This window comes from Streptomyces apocyni (genome assembly GCF_009739465.1).
Lineage (GTDB): Bacteria > Actinomycetota > Actinomycetes > Streptomycetales > Streptomycetaceae > Streptomyces > Streptomyces apocyni.
This window is the reverse complement of record NZ_WHOM01000050.1, coordinates 91212-113608: the sequence shown is the minus strand read 5'-3', so window position 1 is coordinate 113608 and position 22397 is coordinate 91212. Positions and strand designations below refer to the sequence as shown.

16 protein-coding genes and 1 tRNA gene are annotated in these 22397 nt (G+C 68.9%); 11 read left to right on the top strand and 6 right to left on the bottom strand.

What is annotated here, in order from left to right; genetic code table 11:
- Positions 1-13: 13 nt before the first annotated feature.
- Together GCN81_RS12985 and GCN81_RS32320 are read right to left on the bottom strand one after the other, a co-directional pair.
- Positions 14-1852: a YfjP family GTPase gene (locus GCN81_RS12985; RefSeq protein WP_231626686.1), complete on the bottom strand. Its 1839-nt coding sequence runs from the start codon at positions 1850-1852 to the stop codon at positions 14-16.
- A 5-nt stretch (positions 1853-1857) separates the two neighbouring features.
- Positions 1858-3582: a GTPase domain-containing protein gene (locus GCN81_RS32320; protein ID WP_156724714.1), complete on the bottom strand. Its 1725-nt coding sequence runs from the start codon at positions 3580-3582 to the stop codon at positions 1858-1860.
- A 321-nt stretch (positions 3583-3903) separates the two neighbouring features.
- Between GCN81_RS32320 and GCN81_RS12975 the strand changes: the two genes are divergently transcribed.
- Positions 3904-3976 (top strand) — tRNA-Arg (locus tag GCN81_RS12975).
- A gap of 592 nt (positions 3977-4568) precedes the next feature.
- Here GCN81_RS12975 and GCN81_RS12970 read toward each other — a convergent pair.
- Both GCN81_RS12970 and GCN81_RS32720 read right to left on the bottom strand, forming a co-directional pair.
- Positions 4569-4910, bottom strand: coding sequence for a DUF2397 family protein (locus tag GCN81_RS12970; RefSeq protein WP_231626685.1), 342 nt, complete (start codon positions 4908-4910; stop codon positions 4569-4571).
- A gap of 1004 nt (positions 4911-5914) precedes the next feature.
- Positions 5915-6049 carry a ferredoxin reductase domain-containing protein gene (locus GCN81_RS32720; RefSeq protein ID WP_267904581.1) on the bottom strand — a complete coding sequence of 45 codons (135 nt, stop codon included), beginning with the start codon at positions 6047-6049 and terminating at the stop codon, positions 5915-5917.
- 412 nt (positions 6050-6461) lie between these two features.
- Between GCN81_RS32720 and GCN81_RS12965 the strand changes: the two genes are divergently transcribed.
- The 6 genes from GCN81_RS12965 to GCN81_RS12945 all read left to right on the top strand — a co-directional run bounded on the left by GCN81_RS12965 (position 6462) and on the right by GCN81_RS12945 (position 15054).
- Entirely contained in the window at positions 6462-7637 is a 1176-nt protein-coding gene (locus GCN81_RS12965; RefSeq protein ID WP_156724712.1) for a trans-sulfuration enzyme family protein, read from the top strand.
- A gap of 78 nt (positions 7638-7715) precedes the next feature.
- Positions 7716-8750: an Inducer of phenazine A gene (locus tag GCN81_RS12960; protein WP_156724711.1), complete on the top strand. Its 1035-nt coding sequence runs from the start codon at positions 7716-7718 to the stop codon at positions 8748-8750.
- Between the two features lie 216 nt (positions 8751-8966).
- Positions 8967-11126, top strand: coding sequence for an iron-containing redox enzyme family protein (locus GCN81_RS12955; RefSeq protein WP_231626684.1), 2160 nt, complete (start codon positions 8967-8969; stop codon positions 11124-11126).
- Between the two features lie 42 nt (positions 11127-11168).
- Positions 11169-13004 (top strand): carbamoyltransferase family protein, encoded by a 1836-nt coding sequence (locus GCN81_RS12950; RefSeq protein ID WP_156724710.1) that lies wholly within the window; start codon positions 11169-11171, stop codon positions 13002-13004.
- Between the two features lie 86 nt (positions 13005-13090).
- Positions 13091-13237, top strand: a complete 147-nt coding sequence (locus tag GCN81_RS31840; protein WP_197287611.1) for a hypothetical protein — start codon at positions 13091-13093, stop codon at positions 13235-13237.
- Between the two features lie 164 nt (positions 13238-13401).
- Positions 13402-15054 carry a class I tRNA ligase family protein gene (locus GCN81_RS12945; protein WP_156724709.1) on the top strand — a complete coding sequence of 551 codons (1653 nt, stop codon included), beginning with the start codon at positions 13402-13404 and terminating at the stop codon, positions 15052-15054.
- A gap of 51 nt (positions 15055-15105) precedes the next feature.
- Here GCN81_RS12945 and GCN81_RS12940 read toward each other — a convergent pair whose 3' ends face one another.
- The gene (locus GCN81_RS12940; RefSeq protein ID WP_156724708.1) at positions 15106-16080 is read right to left on the bottom strand and encodes a helix-turn-helix transcriptional regulator; all 975 of its coding nucleotides are present in this window, start codon (positions 16078-16080) and stop codon (positions 15106-15108) included.
- A 343-nt stretch (positions 16081-16423) separates the two neighbouring features.
- On the opposite strand from GCN81_RS12940, the gene GCN81_RS12935 reads away from it, so the two are divergent.
- The 4 genes from GCN81_RS12935 to GCN81_RS12920 all read left to right on the top strand — a co-directional run bounded on the left by GCN81_RS12935 (position 16424) and on the right by GCN81_RS12920 (position 20532).
- Positions 16424-16585 carry a hypothetical protein gene (locus GCN81_RS12935; protein WP_156724707.1) on the top strand — a complete coding sequence of 54 codons (162 nt, stop codon included), beginning with the start codon at positions 16424-16426 and terminating at the stop codon, positions 16583-16585.
- 309 nt (positions 16586-16894) lie between these two features.
- Positions 16895-17836, top strand: a complete 942-nt coding sequence (locus GCN81_RS12930) for a dihydrodipicolinate synthase family protein (protein WP_231626683.1) — start codon at positions 16895-16897, stop codon at positions 17834-17836.
- Between the two features lie 84 nt (positions 17837-17920).
- Positions 17921-19210, top strand: coding sequence for an ATP-grasp domain-containing protein (locus GCN81_RS12925; RefSeq protein ID WP_156724706.1), 1290 nt, complete (start codon positions 17921-17923; stop codon positions 19208-19210).
- A 38-nt stretch (positions 19211-19248) separates the two neighbouring features.
- On the top strand, positions 19249-20532 hold the full coding sequence (locus GCN81_RS12920) for an MFS transporter (protein ID WP_156724705.1): 1284 nt from the start codon (positions 19249-19251) through the stop codon (positions 20530-20532).
- A gap of 102 nt (positions 20533-20634) precedes the next feature.
- Here GCN81_RS12920 and GCN81_RS12915 read toward each other — a convergent pair whose 3' ends face one another.
- Positions 20635-22266, bottom strand: a complete 1632-nt coding sequence (locus GCN81_RS12915) for a carboxylesterase/lipase family protein (protein WP_197287603.1) — start codon at positions 22264-22266, stop codon at positions 20635-20637.
- Positions 22267-22397 lie beyond the last annotated feature (131 nt).

Sequence of the window (22397 nt, the reverse complement as noted above, 5' to 3'; positions counted from 1 at the left end):
TCGGACCTGTGGGTTACCGGCCGGTTGTGGACAACCCCGTCACCCTCACGTACTGCTCCCGCACCTCCCGGTACCGCAGCAACTCTGCCGCCACCGGATCGAGCACCTGGGCCCGCCCGCGCCCGGACGCGGCCTCCCGCAATCGCCGCTCCGCCTCAAGCCCGTACCGCCGTGCTGGACCGCGCGCCGCCATCCGGCAGGCCCACTCGACGCACGGTCCGCCCACGATCCCGGACGCCATGAGCAGCACCGGCACCCCCAGATTCGGCTCGAAGACCCCCACGATCTGCCCCACCAGCCAGAGCCCGCCCACGATCTGAAGCAGCGTCATCGACGCCTGGAGCAGCACGGCCATCGGCCACCAGCCAGGCCGTGGCGGCCGCTCGGACGGCGCTCCCGCCCGCACCGCCAGCTCGTCGAGGGCCTCGGGCAGCCCCACCGAGCCCCGCGTCGCGGCATCCCGTACGGCCTGCCCCCACGGCGCGGGCAGCCCGGCCGCAGCCTCCTCGCCCACGACGCGTACGGCCTGCTCGACGCGCTGGCGTGCCGTCGGCTCCTGGTCGGCCGGGGCCGTGGAATCCGCCCACGGCGACCTGCCCGGCGCGCGCTGGGCCTCGTACCAGCGCCACAGCCGCAGCCACGGGGTGCCGCACGCCTTGCTCGCGTTCCGGCGCCAGGCTCGCTCCGCCGCCTGCCCGGTGGCCGTCGCGCCCACCGCCTCCGCGAGCCGGTCGGAGAACTCCTCGCGGGCCCGCTCGCTGAGGCCGACCCGCTGGCCCGCCGCGTAAACGGGCCGCAGCCGCGCGGCGGCGGTGTCCAGGTCGGCCGAGATCCGGCGGGCCGGTGCGCCGCGTTCGGCCACGAACTGGCCGAGCACCTCGCGCAGTTCGCCGACGCCCTCACCCGTGAACGCGGACAGCGCGAGGACCGTGGCGCCGGGTTCGCCGTGCTCGCCGAGTGCGATGCCGTCGTCGTCAAGGAGTCGGCGCAGATCGTCGAGCACCAGGTCGGCGGCGTCGTCCGGCAGCCGGTCGGTCTGGTTGAGGACGACGAAGGTGACCTCGGCGTGCGTGGCCATCGGCCGCAGGTAGCGCTCGTGCAGGACCGCGTCCGCGTACTTCTCGGGGTCGACGACCCAGATGACCGCGTCCACCAGGGTGAGAATGCGGTCCACCTGCGCGCGGTGCTCGACCGCCGCCGAGTCGTGGTCCGGCAGGTCCACCAGGACGAGACCGTCCAGCCGTGCCCCCTGCGCCGGACTCTGCAGCGGCCTGCGGCGCAGCCGCCCGGGGATGCCGAGCCGGTCCAGCAGGCTCGCCGCGCCGTCCGTCCAGCTACAGGCGAGCGGCGCGGCGGTGGTGGGCCTGCGGACGCCGGTCTCCGAGATCGCCACCCCGGCCAGGGCATTGAACAGGGTCGACTTACCACTGCCGGTGGCGCCCGCGATAGCGACGACGGTGTGCCGGTCGGAGAGCTCCCGACGGGCGGCGGCCTGGTCGAGTACGCGTCCCGCCTCGGCGAGCGTCTGGCCGTCGAGCCGGGCGCGGGACAGGCCGACCAGTTCGCGCAGCGCGTCCAGGCGGGCGCGCAGGGGGGCGGCGTACGTGGTGCTGTCCTGGGCACCGTGGGCGCTCTGGGCGCCGTGCGCGCTCGGGCCACCGTGGGCTCCCGCGCGGCCGCTGGCGGAGGGCTGAGCCGCCGCCCCGGCATCGGCGCCGCCGCCCCGTCGGGCGATCAGCCCGTCGTCCCAGACCCGCTCACCCCCCTGAACGCCGGCCTCAGCCGCGCCCTCGCCCTCGCCCTCCTTCCCGGTGGGCTCCTGCTCGCCGGTCTGGTCAGTGACAGCAGTCACCGCGGTCACCTCTCCTTCTGCAGTACGGACAGCGCGGCGATGAGTTCGGCCTGGGGTCCGGAGTGGACTTCGAGTGCGTCGATCGGGGCGAGTCTGCGGTCGCGTTCGGTCTGCAGGATCTTCTCGGTGTACGAGGTGAGCAGGCGGCCGCCACGGTCGCGCAGCCGGAGCGCGCGGTGGGCGCCGACGCGTTCGGCGAGCGTCTCGCCCGCCGAGCGCGCCCGCCGCCCGCCGAGCAGGGCGGTGGCGAGAAGTGCGGCGACCGCCTCGGCGTCCGGGGGGTTCTCCAGGTCGCGGAGCTCGTCCTCCGCGTACTCCTCGATGACGCGCCGCCAGCGCCGTACGGCCAGTCCGACCCGGTGCTCGACGCTCTCCGCGTCGGGCTCGCGGTACGTCAGTTCGGGCGCCCGGGAGGCGGGGTCGTGCAGCCACGCCTCGTCGATACGCTCGTCGGCCGCCGACACCGCGCACAGCAGCAGCGCGCCAAGGTTCTCCACGACCGCGTCCAGGAGTTCCTCGGCGCTGCAGTCCAGGGGGTAGCTCCGCCACCGGCCGAGCGCGCCACCGGAGAGCACCGCTCCGGCCTGCAGACTCGCCCGTACGCGCGTGTGCTCGCTCTCGTACGCCTCCTCGACGACCGCCGTCAGCCGCACACCCGCCGCGTGCTGCGCGGAGACGGCACCCGCCAGCGCGGGCACCCTGGCCCGCAGCGAGTCGATGAGCCCGTTCGCGGTACGGAGCAGGGCCTGGGCCCTGGCCGAGGGTTCCCGCACCCGGTGGACGAGCCATTCGCGCAGCGGCTCCACGGCGGTGGACGGCAGCAGCCCGCCGCCGCCCGCGGACTCCGGCAGTTCGGGGATGGTGAAGCGCGGGACCTCGCCGAGGCCCGCCTTGGTGAGCAGCGCCCCGTACTGGCGTGACACCTCGGCGACGACCTGGTGCGGCACCCGGTCGAGGACGGTGACGAGGGTGGCGTCGTACTCCTTGGCCGTACGCAGCAGATGCCAGGGGACGGCGTCCGCGTACCGTGCGGCGGTGGTCACCATGACCCACACGTCGGCGGCACAGATCAGCTCCGCCGCGAGTTCGCGGTTCTCCGCGACGAGGGAGTCGATGTCGGGTGCGTCGAGGAGGGCGAGCCCCCGGGGCAGCGTCGCCGCGGTCTCGATCCGCAGCACCCGCTCCCCCGCGCCGTCACCGGTCCCGGCCCCGGCCCCGGCCCTCGCATCCGGCCGCGAGCCGCCTGCCGTACCCACGCCCCCCGTACCGCGGCGCCCCGCCGCCTCACCCGCGCCGCCCCCGGAGGCCCCGCCTCCGGAACCGCCGCCCCCCTCGCCCGCCGGCTCCCGCTGCGGCATCCACGCGCGCGTGAGCTCGGGCAGGACGCGCACCCCCGCGAACCAATGATGGTCCTCGGGGTTGCACACCAGCACCGGCGTACGCGTCGTCGGCCGCAGCACACCCGCCTCACTGACCTGCCGCCCCACCAGCGAGTTGACCAGCGTCGACTTCCCCGCCCCGGTCGACCCCCCGATCACCGCGAGCAGCGGCGCTTCGGGCTGCCGCAACCGGGGCATCAAATAGTCGTCGAGCTGCGCGAGCAGCTCGTCCCGGTCGACACGCGCGCGTGCGGCCCCGTCCAACGGAAGCGGGAAGCGCGCGGCGGCGACTCGGTTGCGCAGGTTGGAGAGAGCGTCGAGCAGCTGAGGCCGTACATCCAAAGTCACCACATGCGAAGAATGCCCAATTTTGGCGACTTTCTGAAGGATATAGCTGCTTCTGCGCGCCGGTCGGACACTTGAGACATGAGGGGCGACTGGGGCGCAGGCATAACGAGTGCACAACACCCGGGGCGTGAGATGCCAAAAGCGCTGCGAGACTCGTACCTGCCTGCGATTATCAGGACCGCTTCACCAGACCTCCACACCGCGCCGCGGAGGCGAAGCGCCAAGGACAGGGAACCGGGAGCCCTATCCTTGACCCCGGCACGGCCACGGCCCGACCCGCCCCGGCCCCACCCGGAGCCCCAAGCCACCGGCCGCCGCCATCCGGCCCCCGTAGCTCAGTGGATAGAGCAGGTGCCTTCTAAGCACTTGGCCGCAGGTTCGAGTCCTGCCGGGGGCGCCCACCCGCGGTTAGCCCTGCCTGGGCGTATTTGCAGGTCAAAGCGGTAGTTCGAGGCACGCGGGGCAGTTCGACAAGCCATCGCACTGCAGCCGGGATCTCCTGGTTCTGGCGGTGCTGGAGTGCCTCGCCGTCGGCGCCTGCGACAGTGACGTACTGGGTCTGGACGGTCAGGGTCACCGTGGGTGGGTCCCCCCCCGGGGGGCGCGCGGAGATCCGTTCATGACGGCATGCTCCCCGCATAGCGCATGCCGGGTACGGGAGTTAAGCGCACTCAGCCGCGATCACTGCAACGGTGAGGCGCTCAGCCTGGCCGACGGTGTGCCGACGCCGCCGCCACCGTCAGGCGATCGTCCTGCCCGAGCCCACCCGCGCTCCGGAGGACTGGCCTGAGTGGAAGCCCACCGGCACTGGGCATCCTGAGCCGCGCGCTCCCGCTTCTCCTCTATTGGCAGGCGCGGACGAGTTCTTCGGCCCCCTCAGCGGGCGGCGAGCGGGAGCCCGTCGGCCACACCGCTGCGGTCCACCGCACCCGTGACGCGTCCAGCCCGGTCCCGGTACCGCAAGCACGTCGCAGGCCGGTGCGGCCTACTCACGCCTCCTCCCCGCCGCGGTCAGCCGAGAGATCGATGATCTCCATCAGGTGCTCCGGGCCGCACAGCACCCCGTCAGGGGTACGGACCTCGGCCTGCCCGCCGCCCGGCAGCAGCGCGAGCCGGATCTCCATCGAGCCGTCGTTGCTGGTGGCGACGGTACGGGTTATTCCGGGTCGCCAGGTGGCCAGCGCGTCGCCGAGCAGCTGCGGGAACAGGCCGAAGGCCACCAGATCCGGTTCGCCGAGGTCCGAGAGCCGTACCTCGCCCCCGGTGACCAGGCGCCGCCGGGCCGCCAGGCCGCCGCGAGCTGGGCGGACTGCCGGGCGCGAGCTCGGCAAGTGCGCGCCGCCCTGCCGAGCGGTCCTACGGCACGGAAAGCGCACGCGCCGAACTCGCCACATGGAACGGAACGAACGAGCAGCTCCTGCACGCGGTTCGGGCCATCCGGCTGCACGGCAGGCGCGCGGCCGCGCTCCACCTGCTCCGCGGCACCTTGTCGGACGGCCTCCCTTCATGACCCAAGCACGCCAGGACCCGGAACGGGCACCCGCCGCGCAGCTGGCAGCAACAGACACCGGGCTCCTCGACGTCGCTGATCTGGACGAGCGAGAGGTCGCAATGCTCGCCGCCGAAAGCCTTCTGACAGTACGGGAGTTCGGCGGAGACGAGGAGCTGCTGCGCGAGACACGGCGGCCGGGCGCCAGCTCCGCCAGGGGTCGGCGGCATGGCGTCCGGCCATCCCGACACTCCCGGCCTGGACGGTCTCCGCCGGATCGACCTGACCGCCTTGACACGCCGACCGGGTCAGCCCGGCCATCTCCGCGCCGACCAGACACGCAAACAACACCGCGACAGGGGCGGCAAGGGACGCGGCAAAGGCTCGAACTCGCCGCTGCTCGTGCCGCCCTCCGCCGTAGCCGGCTCCGCACGTGCGCTGAACCTCTCGGTGTGCAGGACTACCGGCGGCACTCGGCGCTCCACGCAGGCCTGAACTTCCCGCAGCAGCCCTTCCGTGCCGCAGCAGTAGACGGCTGCCGAGGCGGGCAGTCCGGTAAGCAGCCCTGTCCGGATCGGGCAGGCCGTGGCTGTCCTGCGGCCACAGGATCACCTCACCTCCGAGCAAGGCAGCGAGCTCGTTCTGGAAGGCCATGGTGAGCAGGGGCCGGCCCCCGTAGCGGGGGCCTCGGAGGGCCGACGGAACACGGGCAGGAACGGGGTGATGCCGATGCCGCCCGCGATGGTTGCGCGGACCGCGCACGCTCAGCCGCTGCCCGACCGTCCCCAGCCGATGGATCTCCGCCGAACCACCCCGGCTGTCCGAGGTCAGCAGGACCGTGATGCGCTAGGAAGCGCGGTCCTGCGGGCTGCCACAGAGCGAGTACGAGCGGATCAGCCCCGACGGCAGTACGACATCGATGTACGCACCGGGCTCCCAGGAGGGCAGCGGTGCGTGGTGCGGGTCCGCCAGCGTGAACACGTGAGCACGAGGACCCCATCGGCCTCGGGCTCCGCGCGGACGACCACGAGTTGCCGTACCGGCGCTCCGTCCTGTGTCGGCGGTGCGTCGTTCGAGGGTGCTTCGTTGTTCATCGGCCTTCGGCCCACCTCGGCATGTGTGTGCGACGGGCGGCCATCCTGCACCGCGTGGCCGAGGAGCGTCCCGTACCGCAGACGGCATGGATGTGCACCGGCACGGACCTGCCAAGACCCCATGTGATCAGGTGTTCTCGTGGAACCGACGGTTGGTCGGTGGCACACGTGTGCCGGGCCGTTTCATGGCACCCGAGAACGGGTGACAAGGGGTGCGCGGCGGGTGAGTCTGAATCCCGTTGCCGTTCACCACGCCGCTCTGCCAGCTCGGCCGGCGGCGTATCCGCGAGAGGAAAGCCGTGCCGAACGATCTGCACCCGGAGACTCGGGCGATCCATGTAGATGTCCCAGATCTGGGCGGAGCGCGACCGCTGAACACGCCGCTCTACCAGACCGCCAACTTCGGCTACGACAACCCGGAAGAACTGGCCGAGGCCATCAACCGCCCAGAGTCGTTCGCCTACCTCCGCAACTCCAACCCCACGGTGCGCGCACTGGAGGACGCCATCTCCTCGCTGGAGGGCGCCGCGGCCAGCCTCGCCGCCGCAAGCGGCATGGGCTCCATCCACACCGTGCTGCACACGCTGCTGGGCAGCGGTGACCACGTCATCGTCCAGAAGCACCTTTACGGCGGCACGTTTGCACTTCTGAAGGATCTCGCAGCCCGCTACGGCGTCGAAGTCACCTACGTCGGCGGCCAGGACCCCGCCGAGGTCGCCGACGCCCTGCGGCCGTCGACCAAGGTGCTCTACCTGGAGACGCTCTCCAACCCCACCGCCCAGGTCACCGACCTGCCGGCGTTCTTCGCCGCCGGCAAGGCCGCCGGACTCACCTGCGTCGTCGACAACACCTTCGCCTCTCCCCTCGGCTGCCGTCCCCTGTCGATGGGGGCGGACGTGGTGATCCACTCCTCCACCAAGTACCTGTCCGGACACTGCGACGTGCTCGGCGGCATCGCCTCCTTCACCGATGCCGACCTGCACCGACAGGTCTGGTCGCGCTCACTGGAGACGGGCACGATCGCCGATCCGTTCGCCGCCTGGCTGACCCTGCGCGGCCTCGCCACACTGGGGCTGCGGATGCGGCGCCACCACGAAAACGCCGACGGTCTGGCGCGCTTCCTGTCGCAGCACCCCGGAGTGGACAAGGTCCACTGGCCGGGACTGCCCGACCACCCCGCCCATGCCCTGGCACAGCGACTGATGCCGAACGGGTACGGCGGTGTCCTGGCCATCGACGTCGCCGGGGGTCGCGAGGAGACGCTTGAGTTCACCCGGCGGCTCCGGCTCGTCGACCGTGCGGTCTCTCTCGGCGGTTTCAAGACGCTTGTCCAGCAGCCGTCGGCCACGTCGCACCGCTCCATGGACGCCGAAGGATTGCGGGCCATCGGCATCACGGAGGGGACGGTCCGGATCGCCGTCGGCCTTGAGCATCTGGAGGACCTGAAGGCTGACTTCGCCCAGGCGCTGGGCTGATCCTTCGGTTCCCCCTCCTATCAACGAGTGTCGCCCTTCTCTTCCCAGCCAGGTCTCTCTCCGAGGAGTACCCTCCCCATGTCCCAACGCACCACCCTCACCCCGCAGATGTCGCAGTACGCCGAGAGATTCGACGACCGCGGAGACATCCGCTGGATGCCGTACCTGATGTATTTCCACGCGGCCGGACACCGCTCCGACGTCGTCAACACCGACCGGCTCGGCTTCCGCATCTCGCACGGCCCAGACGGCCGGACAGCCTCGGTCGGCTGCCCGCTCCCCGAAAGCCCGGTGCGGCTGCTCGCAGGTAGTTCCACGGCGTTCGGCATCGGCGCGAGCACCGACGCGGACACGCTGCCGTCCGCGCTGTGGAGCAAGCACGCACCGTCGCTGCCTTGGCTCAACTTCGGTGGGCGCAGCCACAATTCGACCCAGGAACTGCTGCTCTTCATCCTCTACCGGCATCTACTGCCGCAGGTGGACGAGATCGTGCTGTTCTCCGGCTTCAACAATCTGGGCCTCAGCCGACTGCCGGCCTCCGTCCGCGGCGACAGCGGTGCGTTCTTCAACTGCAATGACTTCTACGGCCAGATGGAGGAGCTCCGCTCCCGTCACCGCAAGGCGTCGGCGGGCCGGGGCCTCTTCGGGGGGCGCCGCAAGGAGGCGGCCCACCCGGTCGACACAGACACCCAGGTGCCCGAACTCGCCGAGCAGATCGGCCTGGCCTCCGAACTGACTCTGCGTCACTTGGATTCCTGGCGGCTGGTCGCCCAGGGCATGGGCGCAAAGCTGACCTTCGTGCTCCAGCCGCTGGCCACCTGGGTTCGTGAGACGCCTGCCCCGCAGGAGAAGCTGATCTTCGAGGAGCTCGACCAGATCTCGAACTTCGGTGAGGTCTACGGCGACATCTCGTCCATGTCCGCCCGTGAGACGTATTCGAAGGAGCTCCAGGCCGGCTGCGAGCGCATGGGCGTGCGCTACCTGGACATCAACCCGGTCGTCGCCGACGCCGTCGGCAAAGACGACTGGCTGTTCGTCGACCGCATCCACTTCACCGACGAGGGCCACGACCTGGTCGCGGGACTGCTCGCCAAGGAGCTCGGCCTGTCCTGACCCTTCGGCCCACACCGTCTGGTGCACCCGTACGCCCCCCCATCCACGAGAGGGAACTCCCATGTCCTTCCTGCGCAATCTGTTCAACAAGCTGCTCGGCCGCAAGCCGAAGCCGAAGAACGACGCTTCCATCTACCCGATGTTCTGAACCACCCCCCTGCCACCCCCTGCCCTGACCAGCACCCCGATCTGCTGGAGAACCGAAAGAGGATCGAAGTGTCAGCGCCCACCGTCGCTGCGACGCCGTCCCGCGCCCATCGCGCGGAGTCCACTACCGCCGAAGCATCCCGGACCGTCTACGGAAGGGTGGTCGACCCCGAAGCGGCTCTGCCCGCAGGCCGGCTCCTGGCCGAGATACGCGCCGAACTGGAGAGCTCCGCGGAGCCGGACGGAAGTCTGGACGAGCTGCAGCGGTGGGCGACCGCCTGGTCGGCGGAGGAAACCCTCAAGTACCAGGACCTGCTGCAACCGCTCGCCCCCGAAACCCGGGAGGTCCTGGTCCGGCGTACCGCGCTGGCCTGCGCACCGCTGTCCCTGATGTCCGGCGCCTGGCTCCAGTGGCTGAGCTCGCCGGGCAACGGGGACGACCCCGCGGCCCTCGCCGTCCTGGCGCTGTACGCGTCCGACCTGGGCGTCGGTGCCCCACGTGCCTCACGCGGCGATGCGTATCTGCCGGTCCTGCGACAGTTGGACGTCTCCGAGAACGCCGTGCCCGCCCGCCGCCTGACGGCGGATCAGCGAATCGACGACGGTCACTTCCGGCTGCCGGCCTTGCTGCTCGCCATGAGCCGCCGCCCCGACGACTTCCTGCCGGAGATCCTCGGCGCCGACCTGTGTCTGCGATCCGCAGGCCCGCTGCCCGCACTGACGCTCATACGGGCCGAACAGCCAACCATCACGCGCTGGGACGTCGTCGACCCGGCCACCGCGCGAGGCGAGGGCCGCACCGGCACGGAACTCGCGCTGACCGCCGCGGAGGCCGTCATCGCCCGCGACGGCGAGGACACCCGTGCCCGGTTCGCCACCGGTTTCCGCTGGGCTCTCGCCGCCCTGCGGGAGTGGAGCGGCCGACTGCACACAGAACTCACCGCAGCCTGCGACCCGGTCTTCGAGATGGCCGAGCTGATGCGCCTGCGGGCCCGTGAGGGCTCGGTCTACCACCACGACTTCGCCCTGGAAGGACGACAGTTGTCCGACTGGCTCAAGGAGAGCCAGACCGATCCGCGCCCGATGCTCGCGGCCCTGTCCCGCAGCCGTCTGGTCCGGCCGGGAGCTCCCGAGCGGAGCACGCTGGTGAACGGCCTCGTAGGCGAGCGCGGCCGGATGTTCCGGGTGTTCTCCCCCGAGGACCTCGACGTGGTGCGCCGCTGGATCGGCTCGATGTCCGGCCCTGCCGTCGGCACGCCGGAGGCCGGCGATGCCCTCACGCCCGCCCGCCCGCTCGGCCTGCGCACGTGGCACCCCGAGGACGACGGCCGTCCGCCCGCCGATGTGCGCGAGGCATACCACCTGCTCCTCAACCGCACCGACACACCCGCGGTACGCGCCTACGCCCGCGAGTACGTGCACGGCTGGCTGGGCCGGTCGCGCCACGGAATCGACAACACCTCCATGGCCCTGCCGGAGCAGTGGACCCCGCAGGGGCTGCGCCCCTGGCTGGTGGACATGCACGACAAGCACAGCGAGGCATACGAGCAGAGCGCGGATCAGGAACTGCCCAGCCGTGAGGAGCTCATAGACTCCACCGTGCAGCTCGCCCCGCTCACCCTGATCGACGGAGCATGGATCAAGGGCTTCACCGACTACGAGCACGCGTCGTCGGAGATCGGACACTCCCTGTTCGATACGTACTGGGATGAACTTGGCAACGGTAAGGCGGAGTTGAACCATCCGCTCATCTACCGCGAGGTGCTCCTTGAGATGGGCCACGACCTCCCGCCGACCGGCTCGCGCGAGTTCGCCGAGTGGGAGGGGTTCCAGGACGGCTCATTCGAGTTGCCGGTGTACTGGCTGAGCATCGGCCGGTTCCCGCAGACCTTCATGCCCGAGGTGCTCGGCCTGAACCTGGCGATGGAGCTGTCCGGGGTCGGCGGCACCTACCGCAGGGCCCGCCTGGCCTTGAAGGAGTACGGGTTCAGCACCCGCTTCGTCGACATCCACAACACCGTGGACAACGTCGCGACCGGCCACTCCGCCTGGGCGGCGGACGCCATCGACACCTATCTCTCCTCGATCACGGCGTCTCAGGGCGCCGGGGCGCTCGACGCCGCATGGCAACGCGTCCGTACCGGATACCGCTCGCTCAACCCGCCGTCGGGCTTCCGCGCCCGCCAAGCAGCACGCCGGGCCGCGCGCGACGCCGCCAGGTCCCGTTGACCCTGCCCCCCGGGGGGCGACTTACATCCAAGGAGCACACGCATGTCCGACTTGGTGCTGGGCATTTCCGCCTACTACCACGACAGCGCGGCCGCCCTCGTCGCCGACGGCGTCCCCGTGGCCGCGGCCCAAGAAGAGCGCTTCAGCCGCATCCGGCACGACTCGGCCTTCCCCGCACTCGCCATCAGGTACTGCCTGGAAGAGGTCGGCGTCACGCTGGACGACGTGTCCGCCATCGCCTACTACGAGGACCCGCAGCTGAAGTACCAGCGCGTCAAGACCACGTTCGCGGGAGCGGCGCCGGGCGGCTTCGCCTCCTTCCGCAGCACCCTCCCCGAGTGGTGGTCCTGGAAGCGCAACACCATCAACGTTGTCCGCGACGAGCTGGCGGGCCTGAGCCTCGGCCGGGTCCCCGAGCTGCACGTCCGTAGGCACCACGAGACGCATGCCGCCTCGGCCTTCTATCCCAGCCCGTACGAGTCAGCCGCTGTGCTCTGTATCGACGGAGTTGGCGAGTGGGCCACCACCACGCTGTGGCACGGGCGCGGCACCCAGTTGGAGGCGGTGTCCGAGATCCGCTTCCCGCACTCGCTGGGACTGCTGTACTCGGCGTTCACCTACTTCTGCGGCTTCAAGGTGGACTCCGGCGAGTACAAGCTGATGGGGCTCGCTCCCTACGGCAAGCCCCGCTATGCCGAGCTGATCCGCGAGAAGCTGATCGATGTAAAGTCCGATGGGTCCTTCCGACTCGACATGAAGTACTTCGCGTATCTGCGGGGCCAGGTCATGACGGGCCGCGGCTTCGAGAAGCTCTTCGGCGGTCCGCGTCGACTGCCCGAAGGGCCGCTTACAGAGCGAGAGTTCGACCTCGCGGCCTCCGTGCAGAAGGTTACCGAAGACGTGGTACTGCTCCTCGCCCGTCATGCCCGCGAGCGAACCGGCGAGAACAGGCTGGTCCTAGCCGGCGGTGTGGCGCTCAACTGCGTGGCGAACGGAAAGATCATCAACGCCGGCGTCTTCGACGAGGTGTGGGTCCAACCCGCGGCCGGTGACGCCGGCGGCGCGCTCGGTGCGGCGCTCGCGGTCGCCTCGGACCGCGGCGCACAGCGCACCCACCTGGGGAACGGGGCTGACGGCATGTCCGGCTCCCTGCTCGGCCCAGGGTTCAGCGATGAGGAGATCGCCGATTATCTGGACGGCGAGAACATTCCGTACGAGCGACTGACCAAGGAGGAGCTCGCCCGCCAGGTCGCCGGTGAGCTGGCCCAGGGCAAGATCGCCGGCTGGTTCCAGGGGCGGATGGAGTTCGGCCCACGGGCCCTTGGCGCCCGGTCGATCATCGGTGATCCGCGTGACCCGGTGATGCAGTCCACAATGAACCTCAAGATCAAGTTCCGTGAGTCGTTCCGTCCCTTCGCTCCCTCAGTGCTCGCCGAGGACGCCAAGGACTACTTCGAACTCCACCAGGAGAGCCCGTACATGCTGGTGGTCACCGGGGTCTCGCCCGCCCAGCGGATCGAGACCGAGGACGACGGCGACGCGAGCGGGCTCGACCTGCTCAAGGTGCAGCGCTCCACCATCCCGGCGGTCACGCACGTCGACCACTCGGCCCGGGTACAGACCGTCACCGCCGAGCGGAACGCCCCGTACCACCGGCTGCTCACCGAGTTCAAAGGGCAGACGGGCTGCCCCGTCCTCGTCAACACTTCCTTCAACGTGCGCGGTGAGCCGATCGTGGCCAGCCCGGCCGAGGCGTACGCCTGCTTCATGCGGACCAACATCGATCTGCTGGCCGTCGGCAACTTCCTGCTGCGCAAGGAGAACCAGCCGGAGTGGCAGGAGGCCACCGACTGGCGCGACGAGATCCCGCTCGACTGACGCCGGCAACCGCCGGGGCCGCAGTGCTCTGCGGCCCCGGTCACACCTGGCACATCCCGAAAACCGAGAGAGAGGACATGCACACCATGCGAGCCGTACTTCTGGCCATCGTCTACTACCTGGTGGTCACCCCGATCGGCCTGTTGGCCAGAGTCACCAGTGACCCGCTCACCCGCAGGTGGGACCCCAAGGCCGAGAGCTACTGGGTGACACCCACCCCAAGGGCTGTCTGACCGTCGCGCAGCTGAGGGCCAGGGGCTCCGCAGCCGCCGAACCCACCCCGGCCCGTGCATGCTAGGTCGTGTCCGCCCCCCGTTCCCGTACTCCACCCGGCGGCCCGGGACGCAGAGCCGCATGGCATTTCCTTCCCCTCACTCTTCGGACTCAGGAATCCTCCATGAGCTCGTACATCATCACGAGTGGCCCGCACTCGCCCGATGCCGATGCCGATGCACACCTTGGGCAATTACTTCCGAGGCTCGGTGCCGACGTCCTGGGGCGCCACTTGCGCAAGCGCGGCCATCGGGTACGTCATATCGAGTACTGCGGCACACACCCCTGTCCATCCCCGGACCACGCCGCGGCCGAGTGCACCACCGTGCTCCTCGGCGACCGGCCGGAGGAGACGCTGTCGCTCGGCGGGACGCGCCACGACCGGTGTGTGCCTGCGCTCACCGCGGAGGCACACACCGAGCGCGTGCAGCGGTCCTTCCTTCGAATGTGGGAAGCGGGTGTATGGGAGGAGCGCGAGCTCCCGGGCCTCCGCTGCGGTCCTTGCGGCCGGAATCTCCACGAAACGGAGGTTCGTGGCCGCTGCCGGTTCTGTGCTGCTCTCTGCGACGGCATGTACTGCCAGGCGTGCGAACGGCCACAGGATGTGGCGAGACTTGCCGCACTACGGTGTGCCCTGTGCGGGGCTGTCCCCACGAGGTGCACGATGCGCCGGATCGTCCTTCCACTGGAGCACTGGCGCGAGCAACTGGCCGCGTATCACGCCATGGAGCACAGGCACGCGCAGGACCAGGTACAGGACGAGGGCCGGGCTGAGTGGCAGAGGCCTGCTCTCCATGAGTATCTGTCCGAGCTGTTCAGCCGTGAGCTGCCGGTCATCCCGGTCAGCCGCGAGGCCGGTCAGGGCATACCCGTGCCGCTGGCCGGATGGGCGGAGCATGACCTCGACGGCTGGTTCAGCGAAGCCATGGGGTATGCCGAAGCCGTCACCACACTCCTCGACCGGGTGGACGGCGGAGAGGAGACGTCAGAACTTCGCTCCTGCGACCGGACCACCTGGATCATCGACTTCGCGGCGGTCGGCCAAGCGTTCTCCCACGCCGCACTCCGGCCAGTAGTGCTGCTCGCCCAGGGCATCTGCGGGCTTCCACACCTCGTGGTGGGCAACGAGGCCGCGCGGTCGGCGCCAGGGACACCCCCCACCGTCCGCAGCGGTGGTCCCATGGCACCGCCGAACGCCGACGCGCTCCGCTTCCACCTCGGTCTCACCGGCTCCAGGCCGGAGCGGCATGCCGCCTGGGCGCAGGAGTATGCCGACACCATCGCCACTGTGCTGGCAGGCGGTCTGGAGGCATGGACCGACACGATCCTCGACCTGCTCGCCGAGGGTTTCGGCAGTGTCGTCCCCGCGACCTCCCCGGCGGGTCCGCCAGTAGCCGATCGACGCGAGCTGATGCGGTGTACGGAGCGGGCGCTGGCGGCCGAGACGTTCTCCCTGCAGCGGGCCGCGGAGGCCCTCGCCACCGCGGTGGACCGGGCTGTTGCCGATCTGCGGCAGCTAAGGCCGCTGCGTGCCGAAAGGCGGTACGACGCCTACGCCGCCCGGCTGGTCGCGCACACGGAGCTCCTCGCGTCCTGCGTCGTGGCAGCCGCCCCGCTGATGCCCGGCTGGTCCGCCTTCCTCGCCGGACATCTGGGCATCGACCTGGACGAAAGATCCAGCAGCACGCTCTCGTTCGGTGTCGAGGCCGACCGTCTCATGCCGGCCGGGGTGAAACTTCCGGAGTCCGTGCCGGTCTACTTCCACGAGCAGATATGAGTCCGGGTGGGGTCTGTGGCGAGAGGCAGCCGTGCTAAGGCCTACCGGAGTTCAGATGTACCCATGCTCGGCAGCGCGCTGTCCGAGCTGGAACCGGCCCTGCGCGTCCAGCTTCTCCATGAGCTCGGAGATCAACCGCCGCTCACTGCGCAGGGATATGCCCAGCCGACGGGCGGCGGCCTCATCGGTATACCCCTGCGCGAGCAATCTCAGCAGTTCACGCGGCTGTGAGCGGGGGTCGTCCAGGCTCCTTCGGGGCGCCTCGCCGAACGGCAGCGCCGTGGCCCACACCGCCTCGAATAGCGCGAGGATGGCGGCAACCGCCCCCGGCTGCCGCAGCAATACCGCACCGACGGCACTGTCCGCCGGGTCGATCGGCACCATCGCCACCTCCCTGTCGGCAATCCACAGCCGCATCGGCAACGCGGGCACCGTGCGCACCTCGGCACCGCGTTCAGTCAGCCACCGGGCATGCTCCAGAGTGCCGGGATCGTTGCGGATGGAGTCCAGATACACGGAGCGGCTCTTGACGCCACGTTCAAGTGGTTCGACATTGGCCTCCTTGCTCGCTCGGAGAACCTCGGGAGTCTGTGCTCCTCCAGGGACGAAGGCCAGCGACTCCGTGCGCGTCCGGGTGGCCAGACCGGAGATCCGGGCACGCACCGCCTCCGCGCTCCGAAGCTGCTCGATCTCCAGTTCTTCCGTGCCCTCGCGTTGTGTGACGTACTGGGCAAGAAGCATCTCAGCAGCCGCCTGGCCGCGGGCCAGCGCTCGATTCCGCTCCGCGATCTCAGCCTGCTGGAAGGCGAGCAAGGTGTCCATGGCGGCCTTCGGGCTCACCACGTGCAGGTCGTCATCAGTCTGCCAGGATGGTGTGAGCAGCCCCAGCTGGGTCAGTTCTGCCAACGCTTCGGTCTCCAGGCAGCCGAACTCGGCTACCGTCGTCTGTACGGAACAACCGGGCCGTCCGAGGATGAATCGGTAGATACGGTCGGCGCGTTCGGTGAGTCCGAGCGATGTCAGCATGCGTACGGTCCTCGGTCAGGCACCGCAGAGCACAGCGGCGCATGGAGCGAGCCGGCACCTTTGGCGGCCCCTTCTTCTCCTCGCCGTGCGGCAGTTGTCTCACTCGGCACCATGAACGGTCCACATCCATGTCAGAGTGCCATGTTGATCAAATGCCCGTGGCCGTGCAACTCCTGTCCGGGGGACGGACAGCTGGCAGCGTGCCGTCGGGTGACACAGTTGTGCCCCACCTCTTCGTGCCAGTGCTTTGCCCTGTCCGTCCAGCGGATCGCCCGCCAGGATCTTTCCTGCCGGGAAGCCACCGGTGCTCAGACGCTCGGACCACACAACCAAAGAGGACTCCATGCTTCGCGCCACCGTAATGACCGTCATTGCCGCTGCCATTGCCGCGGTCTCCCTTGGCGGGAACGCGTCCGCATCCGACGGCCAGCCGTCCGCAGCCGACCGGACCGTTGTGGCCGACACCCCCACCGCGTCGAGCAACAACGAGCACATCTGGGGCTGACCCCCCGTTCGGTAGCCCGGCCCGTGGCACCACCGACCTGGAGACAGCCCGGCAGCGAAGGCTCCGTGGAGTGTGTGACGCGCGCCCTGACAGGCGCGATGACGCGCATCGAACCTGTAGCACTCTTCCGACACTCCCATGAGATGGGCAGGTACCTGAGATTTCTGTGTGGTGTGGCCTCTACCGAGAGGCTGGAGGACCCAAGTCGCCATTCGAGGCACCGCATGTGCGTGTCCTCATGGGCCAGGTGAGGGAATCGCGAGTCAGGCGGGCTCGTACCGGCCCCCACTACCGCACGGTCGTCGAGCCATGACCGTGACCCACTTTCCCCGGCCATCGAATGCTCAAGCGGTCACAGCCATGTTCACCGGTCTCAGCGCCTTCCCACTGACGCCCTACACAGGCACGCGCGTGGATGAAACGGCGTACACAGGCCTGGTCTCCCGTCTCTCCGCCGCAGGCGTCGATTTGATCGGAGCACTCGGATCGACTGGCAACTACGCCTACCTAAGCCGCGAGGAGCGGGCGCATGTCGCGCGGCTGGCCGTGGACGCCGCGGAAGGCACGCCCGTCATGATCGGCATCGGCGCCCTGCGGACCTCTGATGTGCTTGCGCTGGCAGAGGACGCGCAGGATGCCGGCGCGAGTGCTGTGCTTCTTGCTCCGATGACTTATCAGGCGCTGACCGACGACGAGGTTTTCGGGCTGTACAAGGACGTGACCCGTGAACTGTCGGTGCCGCTCTGTCTCTACGACAACCCCGGCACCACGCACGTGGAGTTCTCCGATGAGCTGTATGCCCGCATTGCCCAACTACCGAATGTCGCCTCCATCAAGATCCCCGGAGTGCCGGACAGCCCGGAGGCGGCAAAGCGCCGCATCCAGACGCTTCGCGCGGCGCTTCCCGATTCGATCACGATCGGTGTGAGCGGCGACTGGGAGGCCGCGGCCGGCCTGAACGCCGGGTGTGACGCCTGGTTCTCAGTTCTCGGAGGCACCTTCCCACTGGCAGCGCTGAACATCGCCCGCGCTGCCGCGGCAGGTGACACGGCTCGCGTATCCGCGCTGTCCAACCAGCTGGAGCCCATGTGGGATCTCTTTCGGCGCCACGGCAGCCTACGCGTCATGACTGCCGCCGCCGAACAGATCGGACTGATAGCGGAGTACAGCCTGCCACGCCCGTTGCGAGGCCTCGACAGGGCAGCATGCCGGGACGTTACCGGCGCACTCGACCGCACCGGCCTGGTCTAGCCATCCGGTGCGGTCTCCTATTTGGCAGCCCCAAAATGGTTACCTCCGACACTCCAATCGCCCATATCCCAGGAGACATCACAGATGGCCCACGTGGTCTTTGTAGACAGCACGGCCCCTACTCTTCCGGCACTGGAGACCGCGAAGGAGATGGGCCACTTCGTGACGTTCATCCGTCCTGCGGATGTCTCACTTCTCGCACTGAGCTCACTCTCGCGTGAACACCTCGAATCTGTTGCGCGGTCCGCAGACCAAGCGGTGGTGATCGACCACCTCGAAGCGGATCTACTCAACGCCCTGCGACGGATCCACGCGGAGCGCAGGATCGACGCACTTCTGACAACCTCCGAGCCTGCGGTGATACCCACGGTCAAGGCGGCCGAGACCCTCGGCATCAGGGCGACCTCCAGGCTTTCCATGGAGACCGCGGTCACCAAGGACCTCTGCAGGGACAGTCTTCAGGTCGCAGGGGTTCGTTCGGCACGTCATCGCCGGGCGGAGACTTGCGAGCAGGCACTCGACGCTTCGCGAAGCCTGGGCCTTCCCCTTGTCATCAAGCCCAGCCGCAGTGCCGGGAAGGAAGGGGTCGCGATCATTCGGGCGGAGAACGAGCTCGCCGCCTATTTCGACGAACTCCCCTCAGCCAGGCAGGCGATGAGCCAAACCCTGACTTCCCTGGTCAGTACTCGACTACTCATGGAGGAGTATATCGAGGGAGTCCTTTATTCAGCCGAGATCATCGCCAATGACGGCGAGATCGAAGTGTTCATGATCGCGCGCCGTGAACAGGCGACAAACAATGCACTCTATGAAGTGGCAGCTGTCCTGCCGGCTGGCTTGGCAGACGCCGAACAGCACGAGGTCAAGACATACATGCAGGAGGTGTTCGCCCGGCTTGGGCTGACTGTTGGCGTCTACCACGTCGAGTTCATCATGGGGGCTGACGGTCCTGTTCTCGTGGAAGTGAACGGACGGATCATGGGCGGCATGGCACCATTTGTCTACCGTCACATCACGGGCGTGAACCCCTTCCGGCTGCTTATCCAGGAACACCTCGGGGAGAAATCGAAGATCCCACAACCACCGTTCCGATCTGCGGGTATCTCCATCGCATTGGGCAGTGTGTCCGGAGGAGTTCTCCCGGATGGCGTGGAGAGACAGATCGAGAAGGTGAAGCAGAAGCATCAGCCATTGGCCTCATCGCTGGACCTCAGCAGCGGACAGCGCATCCCGAAACAGATGGGAAACTTCACCGTCTTCGGATTCTGCTGCCTGCCGGCAGACACGACGGAACAGGCCAGAGCTCGCGGTCTTGAGTTCATATCTGACCTGGAGAATGCCTTCGGTTTCGATATAGCAAAGTATGAACTTTAGCTCCGCAGGGGTGGGGCAGTAGAGCAAGAGGAGCTGTTTTGAACACGCAGCACACCGAACGGGCGGAGGATTCGGCAGCGCGCACAGAGACCGGTCGCCAGCTATGGCGCACCTTGCTGACGAGCCGGAACTTCCTATTCCTCTGGGCTGCAATGTTGATCAGCTCGACGGGTACGTTCTTCCTCGTCCTTACCGTCTCCGCGAAACTGCTGATCGAGAACGATTCGGGGTTCAGCGCATCAGCGGTGTTCGGTTTCCAGTGGATACTTCCGATCCTGCTGATGGGAGTTATCCGGCGCGCCTGCGAGGGGCAGCGGCTACGTCGTACCGTCGTGGTAAGTGAGCTGGGGGGCGGCCTGATCTCTCTGGCCATCGGAGTTCTGTCCGACCACAGCTTCCTCACCCCTTTGCTTGCCTGCTTCCTGGTGCGGGGCCTGCTGGAAGGCATCACCAAGACGGCGCGAGTGGTCTATACAAGGCAGCTGTTCAACGGACCACTGCTGAAGCCGGCCTCGTACGTGTTCAACACCTCGATGCTCCTGGGAGGTGGGGCAGGGGGCGTCCTTGGCAGTGTGCTGGGCGAGCACGTGTCGGTCCTGGCGGTGGGGGCCCTGAGCGCGGCCGCCTTCACCGTGTCTGCTTGCTGCTATGCCTGGCTGCCGCAGGTGTCAGCTGGTGCGTCGGAAGCGGAGCGTCGGCCCGGCACATGGGCCCAGGTGCGCGGTGCGCTGCGGGGACAGCAGCGACTGGCTCTGTCCGTCGTGTACTTCGTGATCGCCGTGGGGGTCCTCCAAGGGTTCCACAACGTGGCCCGCACGGTGATCCCGGTCCGTGTGCTGGACCTCGGCTCGCCTGGCGTCATGAACGTGCAGGTGATCGGCGGTACCGCGTTGCTGCTCGGCGCGGTCGCTGTACCCGCTCTGCTTCCCTGGCTGGGCACGGTGCGGCGGCTGAGCCTGTGGATCCTCGTGGCTGCTGCGGTGGCGATGGGCCTGGCGCCGCACGCTGTGGGCGCGTCCAGTCTCTACGTCTCCTACTTCGCCTATCTGTTCCTGTTCGAGTTCCTCTTCATTACGTCACAGGCCCAGATGATCCAGGACACGGCGCCTGACAAACTAGTCGCCCTGACCACGTTCACCAACGCCGTGGGCACCACGATGATGATCGCCATCACGCTGCTCGCCGGCGCGCTGTCCGACATCATGGACTTCGGCACGGTTGGCGTGGCCTTGGCAGGCCTGGTGTCTGTCACCGGATGCGCAACCGAGCTGATCATTGGGCGAGCCATCCGCAAGGAGGGGCCCGTTGTGGCGGTTCGCTGACCCGCATTTGTCGTCGGCTCCTGCCGGAGGCGCGCGTCCGCCGCTGTTCGAGCCTCCTGCCGGGTGGGGAGGAGGCGGCCTGGGGCTTAGAGCGGCCTGGGGTCAGGGTCGGGGCAGGGACTTCCAGAAGTCGTAGTCGTGGGTCTTGGCGAAGTCGACCGGGCGGATGCCGTCCGGGCCCGAGGCCAGGGACTGGGTGTTCAGGGCCGTGGGGGTGCTGGGCTTCCAGGTCGTCTTGCCGGTGTGGGCGAAGGTCGACCAGGTGTGGATCATCGCGTCGGAGAGCTTGTGCTGCTCCTGAGTGAGGGGCGCCCAGGCGTCGAGGTCGAAGAGGTACGGGAGCTCGAAGAGGTGGCCCGCTCCTGGTGACCAGGATGGCTTCGGGTAGCTGTCCTGGTCGGCGTACCAGGGGGTTTCGGTGGGGGCGAACTCGTAGGTGTGTACGCGAGTGTGGGTGGCCAGGGAGGTGGCGGTCTCGACTGTGGGGCGGGCCCATTTGCCGTCGGTCAGGGCGGCCGCCAGGGCCAGTGCCGGGGTGTTGTCGTACGCGGTGATGGGATAGCGGTCGGCGATGACGGCCGCCTGCTCGGCGCCGAATTCCCGCTCCAGGGCGTCGCGGTAGTCGGCCTCGTCGAGCTGGGCGTCCGGGTTCTGGGTGCTGCGCTTCTTGAACAGTTCCTGGCCGTAGACCATCGCCCGCTCCTCTTCGCGGTTGATGCCCTGAAGGACCGGGACCTTGTTGAAGCGGCCGGTGGCGAACGCCTCCTTCGGAGTACGGGGCAGCAGCTTCCCGCCGTACACGGGCGTGTACTCCGGGCCCTGGCCGAAGGGGTACACCAGCTCCCCGGGGAGCGCCGTGCGCCAGTCGTCGACCTCGGGCTTGGCTTCGATGGCGGCCGCGGCGTCCGTCCCCTCCTTCAGGGCCTTCGTACGGTCGCGCTGGCCCATGTCCGCCGTACAGGGCGCGCTCTGGGTGATGACCCGGTCGAAGAGGCCCGCCGATGACGGGGCGACCAGGTGGGCGCAGGTGCTGTAGCCGCCCGCGGACTGGCCGAAGAGGGTGACGTTGTCCGGGTCGCCGCCGAAGGCCGCGGCGTTGCGCTGTACCCAGCGCAGGGCCGCCTGCTGGTCGAGGAAGCCGTAGTTGCCGGACTCGCCGCGCTCGCCGCGCTCGCCGCGCTCTTCCAGGTCCGGGTGGGCTAGGTAACCCAGGGCCCCTAGACGGTAGTTGACCGTCACCACGATCACGTCCCCCTGGGCGGCGAGGCGCTCCGCGCCGTGCATGGCGCCTTCGCCTTCGGTGTGGTCGCCGCCGTGCAGGTAGACCATCACCGGGCGAGGGCGGGGGTGAGCGTCGCGGGCCGCCGTGCGCGGGGTGGTCACGTTGACCGTCAGGCAGTCCTCGTTGTCGGAGAAGCGGCCCGCGGGCGGGACGAGGCCGGTCTGAGGGCAGGCGGACCCCGGCTTGGTGGCGTTTCGGACGCCGTGCCACCGCTTCGCGGGCGCGGTGGGCGCCCAGCGGAGGTTGCCCGTGGGCGGGGCGGCGTACGGGATGCCTTCGAACGTGCGCGTGGAGTCGGCCACCGTGCCGCGTACGACGCCTTTGTCGGTCCGTACGAACCTGTCGAAGGCGTTGGCGCCAGAGCTCTCTGCCGCGATCGCGGCAGAGGTGAGGCCGAGGGTTCCGGCGGCGAGGGTGACGGCGATGGCTGCGTGTGCTGTTCGCTTCAACATGGCTATGACCATAGGAAGTTGGCGATCACTCGGCGATACGGGCAGCCTCCGACTGGTGGGTGGTACTGGATACACCCGGCTTGACCTGTCAACCCCCCTGAAGTGGCGGTGCCGGGACGCCGCCTTGTCAT

Coding starts and splice junctions, on each gene's coding strand:
- GCN81_RS12950 (WP_156724710.1), top strand. CDS start 11,169: ATGTCCGACTTGGTGCTGGGCATTTCCGCCTACTACCACGACAGCGCG.
- GCN81_RS12925 (WP_156724706.1), top strand. CDS start 17,921: ATGGCCCACGTGGTCTTTGTAGACAGCACGGCCCCTACTCTTCCGGCA.
- GCN81_RS12915 (WP_197287603.1), bottom strand. CDS start 22,266: ATGTTGAAGCGAACAGCACACGCAGCCATCGCCGTCACCCTCGCCGCC.
- GCN81_RS12960 (WP_156724711.1), top strand. CDS start 7,716: ATGTCCCAACGCACCACCCTCACCCCGCAGATGTCGCAGTACGCCGAG.
- GCN81_RS12940 (WP_156724708.1), bottom strand. CDS start 16,080: ATGCTGACATCGCTCGGACTCACCGAACGCGCCGACCGTATCTACCGA.
- GCN81_RS12930 (WP_231626683.1), top strand. CDS start 16,895: ATGACCGTGACCCACTTTCCCCGGCCATCGAATGCTCAAGCGGTCACA.
- GCN81_RS31840 (WP_197287611.1), top strand. CDS start 13,091: ATGCGAGCCGTACTTCTGGCCATCGTCTACTACCTGGTGGTCACCCCG.
- GCN81_RS12945 (WP_156724709.1), top strand. CDS start 13,402: ATGAGCTCGTACATCATCACGAGTGGCCCGCACTCGCCCGATGCCGAT.
- GCN81_RS12935 (WP_156724707.1), top strand. CDS start 16,424: ATGCTTCGCGCCACCGTAATGACCGTCATTGCCGCTGCCATTGCCGCG.